This window comes from Ignavibacteriales bacterium (assembly GCA_026390815.1).
In the GTDB taxonomy this organism is placed as follows: Bacteria; Bacteroidota; Ignavibacteria; order Ignavibacteriales; family SURF-24; genus JAPLFH01.
In genome coordinates this window covers 98,591-111,458 of the sequence record JAPLFH010000012.1, presented here as the reverse complement: position 1 = coordinate 111,458, position 12,868 = coordinate 98,591, and the positions used below count along the sequence as shown (strand labels likewise).

Annotated in this window: 7 protein-coding genes; 5 read left to right on the top strand and 2 right to left on the bottom strand. The window is 31.4% G+C overall.

The genetic code is table 11. The features are described 5' to 3' along the window. Positions 1–19: 19 nt before the first annotated feature. The 4 genes from NTX22_05350 to NTX22_05335 all read left to right on the top strand — a co-directional run bounded on the left by NTX22_05350 (position 20) and on the right by NTX22_05335 (position 6,584). Positions 20–1,756 carry an alginate lyase family protein gene (locus tag NTX22_05350; protein MCX6149934.1) on the top strand — a complete coding sequence of 579 codons (1,737 nt, stop codon included), beginning with the start codon at positions 20–22 and terminating at the stop codon, positions 1,754–1,756. Positions 1,757–1,793: 37 nt separating this feature from the next. Continuing rightward, positions 1,794–3,059: a glycosyltransferase family 4 protein gene (locus tag NTX22_05345; GenBank protein MCX6149933.1), complete on the top strand. Its 1,266-nt coding sequence runs from the start codon at positions 1,794–1,796 to the stop codon at positions 3,057–3,059. A 114-nt stretch (positions 3,060–3,173) separates the two neighbouring features. After that, the gene (locus NTX22_05340) at positions 3,174–4,832 is read left to right on the top strand and encodes an MraY family glycosyltransferase (GenBank protein ID MCX6149932.1); all 1,659 of its coding nucleotides are present in this window, start codon (positions 3,174–3,176) and stop codon (positions 4,830–4,832) included. 63 nt (positions 4,833–4,895) lie between these two features. After that, positions 4,896–6,584: a DUF4091 domain-containing protein gene (locus tag NTX22_05335; protein MCX6149931.1), complete on the top strand. Its 1,689-nt coding sequence runs from the start codon at positions 4,896–4,898 to the stop codon at positions 6,582–6,584. Between the two features lie 115 nt (positions 6,585–6,699). On the opposite strand, the gene NTX22_05330 is transcribed toward NTX22_05335, so the two are convergent. Next, positions 6,700–7,839 carry a T9SS type A sorting domain-containing protein gene (locus NTX22_05330; GenBank protein MCX6149930.1) on the bottom strand — a complete coding sequence of 380 codons (1,140 nt, stop codon included), beginning with the start codon at positions 7,837–7,839 and terminating at the stop codon, positions 6,700–6,702. A gap of 305 nt (positions 7,840–8,144) precedes the next feature. Next, the gene (locus NTX22_05325) at positions 8,145–11,615 is read right to left on the bottom strand and encodes a hypothetical protein (GenBank protein ID MCX6149929.1); all 3,471 of its coding nucleotides are present in this window, start codon (positions 11,613–11,615) and stop codon (positions 8,145–8,147) included. A gap of 232 nt (positions 11,616–11,847) precedes the next feature. Between NTX22_05325 and NTX22_05320 the strand changes: the two genes are divergently transcribed. Further along, a complete protein-coding gene (locus NTX22_05320; GenBank protein ID MCX6149928.1) occupies positions 11,848–12,855 on the top strand; it encodes a 2-hydroxyacid dehydrogenase in 1,008 nt (335 codons plus the stop codon). Positions 12,856–12,868: the final 13 nt, after the last annotated feature.

The window sequence follows — 12,868 nt, the reverse complement described above, 5'->3', positions numbered from 1 at the left end:
TGTTATTTCAACTATTTATATGAAAAAATTATTTAAGATTTTCTATTCAATAAAATATACGAAGCCAAGCCAGCTTTATTACCGGTTATTCTTTATCTCGAAAAGATTTATTCGGAATGTAGTTCTAAATTTCTTGTATAAATATTGGAGTGGCTTCATTCACAATAATATTAGATTGAAAGTAAATCTTCCAAAACACTTGATGCCTTTACGCAAAAACAAAATTGCCAGAGCAAAAGATGGATTTATTATTTCTTTCCTGAATGAATCAAATAATTTTAGAGCCCCGTTTGATTGGAAATTAAATATAGAAGATCAATCAAAACGTTTATGGTTGATGAATCTGCATTATATGGAATATTTAGAAGAGGTAAGTAACAATGATTTTGAATTAATTGTAAATGATTGGATAAAGCAAAATCCTCCATATGAAAAGAATTTTGATTGGGCAGGATGGAATTCTTATGTGATTTCTTTAAGAACTGTTGTTTGGATGCAGCAATTTGAAGTTAGAAAAGATTTTCTTTCAGAAATATTCAAACAGAATTTGCTTCAATCGCTTTTTGTTCAAGTCCTCTTTTTAGAAAAGAATTTAGAAAAAGATATCGGTGGTAATCATCTTATTAAAAATGTAAAAGCACTAATCTTGGCTGGGAGTTTTTTTGATGGACAGATTGCTAATCGTTGGAAATTTAAAGGTGAATCTCTTTTAGCTGATCAAATTGAAAAACAAATTTTAATCGATGGCGTCCACTTTGAATTATCGCCTTCTTACCATTGTCAGGTTTTTGTTGATTTGTTGGAGAGTTATTCAATCCTTTCAACTGAAAATATTAAAAGCCGCTTAAAAGAAAAATTAATCAAAATGGCTCAGGTAATTGCTGATTTAACGCATCCAGATGGCTACACAAGTATATTCAATGACGGATCGCTGAATATGAGCTATTTGCCAGATGAATGCTTAAATGCCTTTGAAAAAATTATTAAGGAAAAAATTGTAAAACAAAATTCATTTGAATATAACGAAGGTGGTTATTATGGATTGAGCAATTCACAATTTCATTTGGTAATAGATGCAGGTAGAGTTGGGGCAGATTTTTTGCCAGCTCATAGTCATGGGGACATATTTTCATTTGAGCTAAGTATAAAAGATAAAAGATTTTTTATAGATCCTGGCGTATTTGAATATAATGCCGGCGATAAAAGGAATTATTCCCGTTCAACAAAGGCGCACAATACTTTAACTATTGATGATGAAGATCAGTGTGAATTTTATGATTCATTCAGGTTAGCGAAAAGAGCAGACGTAAAAACTGAAAAAATAATTATTAATGATTCATTCCTAAATTTATCTGCCGAACATAACGGGTATAAAAAATTTACCGGCAATCCTATTCATAAGCGGGAATTTTTAGTAAATGAATCCATTTTAAAAATAAATGATATTGTAATTGGTGGCAATGGACAAACAGTTTGTGCCAGACTTTTATTACATCCTGAATGCAGAGCCGAGATTCAAGCTAAAAAAATAATCATTTCACGAAATGATGAATCAATCATTTTATATTGCACTTCTTCAATAAGTATAATACCCGCCAAATGGTTCCCTGATTTTGGTGTTGAGATAGATACTAAACAAATAGTACTGGAGTATGGAATCGCACCTTGTGAAGGTGAATTTTCAATTGAATTGGTAAATGAACCAATAGGTCAAGGCTCTGATATTAGTAAAGAGTCCGAAATAATTTCAGCTTAAAAAAATCGCAAACTTGGAAAAAGGGGCGCAGTCAATCATGAATATCTTATATCTAACATTTTTTTATAAACCGGATCTATCGGCTGGTTCCTTTAGAAATACAGCCTTAGTGGATATGTTGAAGAAAAAAATACAACCCACTGATAGAATTGATGTGCTAACTACAATTCCTAATAGATATCATTCATATAAAACACAAGCTGAATCAATTGAAGTTGATGGTAACGTTCATATACATAGAATAAAATTGAGTGAGCATAAAAATGGATTCGCAGATCAGATATTTTCTTTTAGAGATTATTACCAAAGTGTATTAAAATTCACAAAGAATAAAGATTACGATTTAATTTATGCTTCTTCATCAAAATTATTTACGGCATTTCTGGCAGCAAGGATTGCAAATAAAAAAAAGATTCCTTTGTACCTGGACATCAGAGACATTTTTGTTGATACGCTGAACGAAGTTTTGAAAAATAAATATGTTAAAGCAGTTATTATTCCATTATTAAGAATGGTTGAAAAATATACAGTTAATTCAGCTACTCACATTAATTTTGTTTCAAGAGGATTTGAAAATTATTTTGATCGAATTTACAGAGGACCAAAATCATTTTTTACAAATGGTATTGATGATGAATTTTTGAATATGTCAAAACCAATTTCAACTAACGGAAATGGACAGAATGGTAAGATTAAAATAATCACTTACGCAGGTAATATTGGAGAAGGGCAAGGTCTGGATAAAATTATTCCCGAAGCAGCAAAGAAACTTGAAGGAAAATATCTCTTCAAAATTATTGGGGATGGCGGTGCTAAAAAAGTTTTGTTAAACAAACTTGCGGAAATGAAGATAATTAATGTAGAAATTCTTCAACCAGTTAGCAGGGAAAAGTTAAAACAATATTATTCAGACAGTGATTTTCTATTCCTTCATTTAAATGATTATGAAGCTTTTAAAAAGGTATTACCATCAAAAATATTTGAATATGCTGCCACCAATAAAGGTATTATTGCTGGTGTTGGTGGTTATGCAGGAGAATTTATAAAAGAGAATTTACCAGACGCAATATTGTTTTGTCCAGGAAATCATTTTGAATTTCTTGAAAAATTAAATATGTATAAAGCAAATGGCACTACAAGAACAAGTTTTATAGATAAGTTTAGCAGAGGAAAGATTATGGATGAAATGGCTTCATCTATCCTGGATATTTTAAAATTAAAACCCGGAGTAAAAGTAACTTTAAAGAAAATTCTTTTCGTTCAAAAATCAACCGAATATTCAGATAGAGCAATATTAAATTAATATTAATAATGGTGATAATTAACACATTATATTTCAGTAAAGTTGACATTCACCAGCTATGTTTTAACTTATATACAAGAACGATAGGCATCCAAAAATGGAAATCTTGAGAAAATGAATTTTTTATTAATATTTTTTACCAGTTTAATTTTTACGATTTTTTTTACACCGTATTTTATTGCTTATTTGCAAAAATCCAAGGTTGTAGATCTTCCAGGTAATAGAAGAATTCACACTGCCATTGTTCCGCGGATGGGTGGGCTATTAATATTCTTAGTTGCTTCTGTAATGATCCTAACATTTTCTGAAAATCTCAATTCGATTCGTTTAATAATAATTGCTGCTAATATTATTTTGCTTGTTGGAATATTTGACGATATACTTGGTCTAGATTATTCAGCAAAGTTTATAATGCAGCTTTTTGCTACAATGCTGATGATTTTTTATTTAGCGCCTCGGTTTACAGAAATTCATTTGTTTGATGTAACAATTCCATCACCTTTTAGTTTTATAGTTTTAGGACTTTTCATACTTGGAGGAATAAACGCGGTAAATTTATTAGATGGAATGGATGGATTAGTTAGTGGATTTTCTTTGTTAGTATTTTCAATAATATTGGCACTGGCAATTATTTCTAACGACACATTTCTTCTAATATTAACCACAAGTTTAATGGGAAGCATTTTAGGATTCCTCAAATACAATGCTTACCCGGCAAAAATATTTCTAGGAGATACTGGATCATTATCTTTAGGTTTCTTCCTGGTACTTACCTCCATTATTACATCAATTAATTTAAATAACAAAGTTTTGGATTTAACTTTTCCAACGATGTTATTAGCAATACCATTAATGGATACTCTTAAGGTAATGTCATTTAGAATTTTCCGGAAGCAAAATCCATTTTTACCGGATAAAACCCATATTCATCATTTGATCACTTCCAATGATATATCCCATAAATTCACTGTTTTTTTAATTGAGGGTTTTACATTAATCTTTATAATAATTTCACTTTATTACATTAAAGTATCTCATTTTATTCCTTCAATATTATTCTTTGTTTTTGTCGGAATACTTGTTGCGATAGACCCAATAATTAAATTTGCAAAAAGTCTTGTCCGTATAGAAAAAGCATTGGCAGTATTTAGAAAATTACCTGTAAAGATTGTAGTATCATTGGAAAAAAGTTTGATACTAATATCAACTATTTTAATTGGGATTATTTTAATTTCCTCAATACCACAAAATACTAAAATTACTAATAACATTTTGATGATATTCTCTGCAATTGGAGTAATAATGTTTTTATTGGCTTTTGGTCATCAAAAAAAATCCAAAGACGTTAGTAACATTTATACATTTATTAATTTAGCAGCATTTTTTACAATCACTAATCTAAGTTCTACCTCCATCTTCAATTATTCTTCTGCCAGTTTTGATCTAAGAGAAATAACGGAAATTAGTTATTACATTTTAACGGCAATTGTTGTTTTATTTTTAGTTGCAAGCGATAAGCTTTCACCAGTAAAAAAAGTTGTGTTAAATGGAATTGACTTAACAGTTATAGTTTTTATTTTATTAGTAATGCTTGTAAATAGCTTTATTAAATTTCATTTTGATGAATTTTTTAGTATTAGTTTGCTTGAGGCATTTATTTTTTACCTTTGGTATAAGATAATTATTTCTATTAAAGCTGAAGTGACCAACCTGCTTTTTTATAGCTCATTTGCTCTTCCATTTGTTGCAATTATCACGCTGTTCATCATTTGAAAATTAAGAGAATTGCAAAAATCTACTTATTAGAGTTCTTACTTTATATCCAAGAATCTTTTTATGAATCTTAAAGTGATTATGAAATATCTTACAATTATTTTCTTATTTATTATTATAGGATTTCTATTTTCATCTAACATTGAGTTTCCAAAAATTGTAAAAAAGAATCCTGATTCAAAAGCAGATTTTTATGTTATTCCACCAACAAAATATAATCGACTTACTGGCAAGAATTTACCAGATGATATTAAACCTCTTGAAAAGTTAACAGCTAGAAGTTCACCTGGGGAATATTTACCACTTTCTTTTCTTATTCAAGCAAATGAAAAACTAAAAAATATTAAAATAATGTGGACCGATTTTATTGGCAATTCCGGGAAAATCCCAAACACAGCTCTGGATGTTTCAATTGCAAAAGTATGGTACCAAGCGGGATATAGAACCAGTGATAACACACAAAAAATTTTAACTCAAGAACTACTTATAAAAAACGATAACCTGATAAAAGTAGATTATGAAAAGGAAATGAATTTTATTCTTGTAAAATTTCCAAATGGATCTGAATCTTACGTTGACGTTACCACTCCAACAGCAATTTTTCCGGAAAATGGCATTATTGAGGATAGCCAATCCTTGTTACCTTTTTCTATTGAAGCAAATTTTAATAAACAGATTTGGTTAACAATTCACATTCCGTCTAATGTTGCCTCCGGAAAGTATATTAGTCAGGTTACAATTTCGGATGATAATGAAACACTTAAATCTTTCCCGATTGAAATTGAAGTTCTTCCTTTTAAGCTTGATGAATCTCGAATAACTTACGGCATTTATTACCATGGTTATGTGGATAATTTTACAAAACGAACCATGCATTACACTAATAAAACTGAAAAGCAATATAGAATCGAAATGAAGGATTTGAAAGAGCATGGGGTTCTTTATCCAACCACTTACCAGGTCTTACAAAATTTAGATAATGATTTGAAGATTAGAAAAGAAGTTGGTTTACAAAACGATAAGATTTTTACTTTGGGAATTACAACCGGTAACCCGCAATCTGAAAGTGAAATTAATAATCTTAAAGAAAATGTAAAAGCCTGGCAGAATAAGATTACCCAATTTGGTTATAAAGAACTTTATGTTTATGGAATAGATGAAGCGAGAGGTGATCAGCTTACCAGTCAACGACCTGCCTGGAAAGCTGTGAGAGATATTGGAGCTAAAATATTTGTTGCTGGTTACAGAGAAACTTATGCAGCAATGGGTGACCTGCTTGACGTTGGTATCATTCAAGGGGAATTGGACAAAGAACAGGCAATATTTTATCATTCCAAAAAAAATAAAATATTTTCTTATTCCAATCCACAGGCAGGGGAAGAGAATCCTGAGATTTATAGAAGGAATTATGGAATAGCATTATGGAAAGCTGGTTATGATGGGGCTATGGATTATGCATATCAGAAGAATTATGGTAGTACCTGGAATGATTGGGATAGTAAAAAATATAGAGATGAAAATTTCACTTATCCTACGGCAGATGGAATAATTTCTACAATTCAGTGGGAAGGATTTAGAGAAGGAGTTAACGATGTACGATATCTTTCTACCTTGCTTAACAAGATAGATAGATTAAAAGCAAAAGGGAAAGATGTTTCCAGTTTGGAGCAGTGGATCAATTCAATAGATACTTCAGTAGATTTGGATATGCTTAGACAACAAATAATTGATAAGATTCTTTCGATTGAATAGCGAAAATTTTGGTAACTGATAATCAGGAAGTATTTAAATATAAAAATGCTGAATGGTTTGAGTCTGTAACTAATTTTAAAATACAGGATCAAACATTCAGCATTTTAATTCAATTTTATTTTACAAGTTGCATTTTGTTTACAGCAGTAAAATTCTCTTTTCCTTCAGTTGAGCTTACTCCTATCCTATAAAAATAAATACCAGAAGATAAATTCATAGCATTCCAAACGGTCTCATAACTACCAGCCAGTTGGTTATTATTAACCAGCGTTTCAACCAGTTCGCCTATCGAATTGTAAATCGTTAACTTTACATTGCTCTGATTTTTTAATGAATATGAAATTTTAGTTGAAGGATTGAAAGGATTAGGATAGTTTTGAAGAAGTGAATAGTTCAATGGTTTCTCAACCATAATTTCTACTTCATCAGAGTTTGAATAAGCGCCATCAATATCAATCATTTTTAATCGATAAAAATATTTACCAGTCTTTCCGCAATTAACATCCTGGAAATTATATTTTTTATACGAATTAGAGGTACCAGCACCGTTTACAAATCCAATCTTATTCCATTCTTCATTATTGGAGGATGAGAATATCTTACGTTGAATTTCAAATCCCCAAACGTTCATTTCAGTTGCTGTTTCCCAATTTAATTTTACAAAATCATTTTCAAAGTTAGCATTAAACAAAGTTAACTCAACTGGCATTGGTGTATCCAAACCGAAGAAAGTGAATTGCTGCGTAATATCTATAAAACCGCTTCCAGTTAACATTGTACGTTGTGTTCCGACTGTATCCCAAAGAAAACCTGTGGTATAATGGCCAAATGGGACTGAATTTTGAATTCTGAATCTTCCAAGTCTTGTATAAGTGCTCGAAATAATATCGCTGCCAGGCCATGAAGCCATACATAACCGTTCACTTCCATTATCATTTTCAACTGCTTGATTTAACGGCTGATTGCTAAGTTGAGAGGAGGCTGCTATATAACTAAATGTCAATGTACCTCCATTTAGTATTTCTTGATTAAAACCCACTACACATTGATAAGAAGTTAATTCAAAACTAGCTCCTGTACTTTGAATATGAATTTCGAATTCAAAAGTTTTATCATCAATTTCTAAACTATTTGAAATACTAAGATGTCCCTGGGGAAAACTTGTTTGGATTGTTATAACAGATAAGAGCAAGATCCAAAAAAAGAATTTATTTATAAAGCCAAAATGTGCATACGACTTTGTTAAAGTACTCATGGCGACCCATCCGTGATTAACCTTTTAAATCTATTATTTAAGCACTTCCTCGGAAATTATATAGAAAGAATTATGCCATCAAAAACAATCTAATATCAGCATCTTTTCAAATAAAAAATTTATTGTAAGTAAGAATTGCATGTAGTTATTTATCCGAAGTTAGAAAAATGAGAGCTGAATATTCAACTATATTTTATTATTCGAGTAATAATTAAGACTGTTCAACAAATAGTTGAGCAGTCTTAGTAAATTCATAAAAATATTTCTATTTAATTTATTTAGGATTTACCATAGTAATGTTAGCATTAATCAGAGGGTACTTTACTGGTTTTAAAGAGGGATTTGTAAGTCTTTCCATAATCCAAAACATTTATTACTTGGTTTAAATCCATATCCCCTTGTTTATAACCAGTTTGAAAAATACTATTTGCAACACTGCAATAGTCTAAAACATTTACAGTTCCATTTGCAGCCCCATCACCCGCGTACATACCATAAATTCCACTACCTAAAAAGGCAATTGGATCGTCACCATAAGTTTTAGATGCTGCCGATGTGAAATCATATTGTGAAGAAGTATCTGAAAGAAATATGAAACTTGCACTCATAATACCAAGATGATTTCTATGTCTTACAACTAAGTAATAGTTACCATGAATAAGACTATCGAATTTAACACCTTCAGAATCATCAATATCAAATATTCTTCCATCAGATTTAAGAAACGCAGCGCGGCGGCTTACAATTGAATTAACACCCGTTCCAGTTCTAAGTTCAAACAATAACCAATCTACGGTTCCCGATGGAATTTTTGAAACTGTTTCTTTACCAGGATAATTCCAAGGTGGAAGATTATATGGTTGTTGAAGCGGAATTACGCCGGATACTAATAGATTTGTATTCATTGAATTATTTGAATATGCACCTTGTAAAAATATTTTTGCTTTTACTTTAACAAAAGATCCAAATGAATATGAATGTTTGTTAAAGTTTGGATTAATTAAATTTCCTGTAACATCAAGTATATTGTTTGCAGTTATTGTATATAAACTATATGGATGATGTGTTGATGTGGCGATGGTAACCGATTTGTTATCAGCATTAAGTACAACACTGTTAACAGTAATGCCAGATGCTATTGTGAAATTGGATTTATTTTGAGCTGTTGTTGCATCCAAGGCTTCATCAAAATCTACTTTTAAACAGGTTGGATTAACGATAGTTGCTTCAACTATCTGCGGAAGTGTTCTATCAGGTTCTGGTATTATGTTTTGGGATTCTATAATTTTGCTAATAATTTGCGAGCGCAGTAAATCCAAATCTCCATAAGTATTTATTGCATTAATAAATTGATCTAATGATGCAGTATTAATGCCAGAAGCTTTAAGCTGATCTATTTTATTTAGAAGTGTAGAAAGATATCTTACATCATCAATCCCTTCTCTAAATCCTTCCCATTGGATGGTTGAAATTATTCCATTTGAAACGGGATAAGTAAAACATTGTTCTCGGTAAGTTGCTCCATCCCAGTCATTCCAAAACGAACCATAATTTTTCTGATAAGCGTAATTCATAGCCCCATCATAACCAGCTTGTAATAATGCAATTCCATAATTGCGGCGATAAACATCCGGGTTTTCATATCCAACTTGAGGATTAGAATAAGAAAATATTTTATGCCCAAAAGAATGATATTTGGTTGCTTCAGTTGAGTTTAAACCCCCAAGTATGTTTCCTACATCGAGCAAATCTCCCATAATATCAGCAGTTCCAACATAACTGGCAACAAAAATACTTGCCCCCGCATCGTGTACCGCTTGCCATGCAGGTCTTTGGCTTGTTAAAGTACTGCCAGTAGCTTCATCAATTCCATATACATATAAATTGGAATATCCATTGCTGGACATTTTTGTTTTCCATTGCGCAACCTGGGATTTTAATGCATCAAGTTCCGGCTGTGTTTGTGGATTACCGGCAGAAAATGTAACTGTGTACAACCTGTCATTAGGTAATCCAATTGCATTTCTAATTTGTAAATCGCCCGCAAGATTATTTAATGATTGGTAACATGTTGGATAAAGAATTCCATGTTCTTTAATATCTGCCAGTTCTAATCTAAGTTGTGCTTCTTTTTTATTTGAATAATAAAATGGTCGGTCTGTAAAATTATCTAAATAACCATGATAATAGACGCCATAAGTTAATCTTGAAGGATCCAAATTGAATGGAAGGACTTCTATTTCAACTGGAAATGTTCTAACAATATTTTGATTCTCCAACACAGTAAATTGCGCAATGTAAATTCCCGCTGGTGTTCCAGTCGGGATGTGAAATGAAAGCCAAAGTTGCTTATTTCTTCCATTCATTATTTTAAATGGAAGAAGTGTTGGACTATCTGAAATGGTAATTCCAGTTGGAAAAGTTGCGCTTGATGTGGTTATATCAATATAAGATTTAGAACCATTTGAATTTGTTACAAGAAGGTAATTCAATTTATTTATAAGGTCCATTTTTATCAAACTATCATTCTTAACCAATAACTCCTGCATAGGAATTTTGCTTGTTGTCCTGTACTCATCCAAACCAGCCTGGTACCATACTTTTGCAATTGATACATCCAATGCAGTAGATGGAATTGTTCCAGAAGAACCAGAAAAATCTGTCCATCGCACATTTATATTATTGATGTTTGATTTTGCTTGTAATAAAATTGATAGAGGCTCATACTCACCAGAACAAGCCCGAACATTTAACTTTTCAAAACTTGTTAAACCGCCAGGTTGATTAGTTTCATCTAATCGGTTAAATGCTGTTGCCGGGAATGAAAAAATATCAAGCTTAGAACCAGGATTAGAAATTTCATTTATAAGTAGATTTACCCAGGAAGGATATAATCCTAACAATGTATTCATCGAATCCATAATTGATGGTGCAAAATATTCCGAATTATCCATTGTTGTTAAAAGATTAGTCATATTAATTTTTGCGCTCTTCAAATTGTTGAAATAAATTAGTCCCTGAGGAGTTACAATACGTCCGCTTGTATCAGGCACAGGTTGAAGATTGTTAAATTCGCTATGCTTGCCGATAACTATTGCATCTACTTCTGATTTATATTTATTCCAGGCAGTTGTATATTGATTAACGAAATCCGTTTGCGATAAATTTGTTCCTGTAATTTCTACTTTATCGATGTAAAAAATAATTCTGTGAGAACCTTTTGCTTTTATTGTTAACGCAACAAATTGTAATTCTCTACCAAAATCATCTTTAGTTGAATTATAGATTTTAGTGTTTGCAAAATAATCCGCATGATAGGCTACATCATTTGAAAGCACAGTTGATTGTGTAAACCAGGTATTGAATTGCGTAACGGTAGGTGCTGTTGGCAGGCGTTCCAATCCGGTTGGAGGAAAGTCATAATAATAACCCAGCTTAACATAAGTTGCGGCATCTGCATCCATCCACAAACGTGCTGAGAAATTTATTGTACCGTGCAGGTTTGTTTTTACCGGAAGCTTCCAGTAATAATAGCAGTCTTTTGTACCGCTTCCATTAATTGTAATATCCATTTTAAGTGATTGGTTTCCATCAAAAGCCCGATCAATAGATGGACTAAAAGAATTAATTGTGTAGGTTGCATTGCTTGTCCAAAAAACAAATGGGTTACTACTTTCAAAACTTTCTGTATAAGAAAAACTTTGCGGAAAACTATTTTCGTTAATTATTAAAATGAATAGTAGTAAATGAAAGAAATTTATAAATCTATTTTTCATGCGACAATTCCTGTTAATAATGCTTTAAAATTATATCGTAATTATTTTGCCAGTTATCAACTGGTAACTTACTAGAACGATTTGGATTTCCTAAGGGCTAAATTAGTATCATTAATAAATCTTCAACTAAATAATTCTTTTGAGTTCTAATTCGAAAAAAAAAGAAAAAAGTTTAAATGATGAACTCAACTATCAACCTATTTGTTTTGAATTAAAACCAATTGGAGATTTTATGAAAGTAGCTTTTTTTAGTACTAAACCGTATGAAAGGAAAATTTTTGAAGAAGTAAATAGACTCTACCATCATCAGATTACTTTTTTTGAACCAAGGTTAACTAATAATACAGCCGGGTTAACAACAGAATTTCCTGCTGTCTGTATATTTGTTAATGATCAATTAGATTCATCAACTTTAGAAATACTTTCTAATAATGGAATTAAACTTATTGCTCTACGCTGCGCAGGCTTTAATAATGTTGATCTGATTGTTGCAAAAGAAAAAGGAATTACTGTGGTAAGAGTGCCTGCTTATTCACCTCATTCTGTTGCTGAACATACTTTAGCATTAATTCTTGCATTAAATAGAAAAATCCATAGGGCTTATAATCGTATTAGAGAAGGTAATTTTGCTCTCGATGGTTTGTTAGGTTTTGATTTATTTGGTAGAACCGTTGGTATTATTGGCACTGGCAAAATTGGTGCAGAAGTATCCAAAATTATGACTGGATTTGGTTGTACTGTAATTGCACATGACCATGTCGTTAATCCTGTCTGTGAAAAAATTGGAGTTAAATATGTTGAGCTGGATAAAATATTTTCTGAATCTGATATTATAACTTTGCATTGCCCGCTAACACCGGATACATATCACTTAATTGATTCCAAAGCTATTGAAAAAATGAAAAAGGGTGTTGTATTGATTAATACAAGTCGGGGAGCTTTAATTGACACTATAAATGTAATCCGTGCATTAAAGTCTGGAAAGATTGGTTATCTTGGGCTGGATGTTTACGAAGAAGAAGGGGATCTTTTCTTCGAAGATCTTTCCAACAAGGTTCTTCAGGATGATGTTTTTGCAAGACTTATAACTTTTCCGAATGTAATAATTACAGGGCATCAGGCATTTTTTACAAAAGAAGCATTGCAAAATATTGCTGAAACAACTTCACTTAACATTAAAGAATTTGAAGAAACAGGAAATTGCAAAAACCAGGTAATTTTAGAAAGCATCAAAAAATGACAGTTAACAGAAT

Coding starts and splice junctions, on each gene's coding strand:
- NTX22_05320 (MCX6149928.1), top strand. CDS start 11,848: ATGAAAGTAGCTTTTTTTAGTACTAAACCGTATGAAAGGAAAATTTTT.
- NTX22_05325 (MCX6149929.1), bottom strand. CDS start 11,615: ATGAAAAATAGATTTATAAATTTCTTTCATTTACTACTATTCATTTTA.
- NTX22_05330 (MCX6149930.1), bottom strand. CDS start 7,839: ATGAGTACTTTAACAAAGTCGTATGCACATTTTGGCTTTATAAATAAA.
- NTX22_05335 (MCX6149931.1), top strand. CDS start 4,896: ATGAATCTTAAAGTGATTATGAAATATCTTACAATTATTTTCTTATTT.
- NTX22_05340 (MCX6149932.1), top strand. CDS start 3,174: ATGAATTTTTTATTAATATTTTTTACCAGTTTAATTTTTACGATTTTT.
- NTX22_05345 (MCX6149933.1), top strand. CDS start 1,794: ATGAATATCTTATATCTAACATTTTTTTATAAACCGGATCTATCGGCT.
- NTX22_05350 (MCX6149934.1), top strand. CDS start 20: ATGAAAAAATTATTTAAGATTTTCTATTCAATAAAATATACGAAGCCA.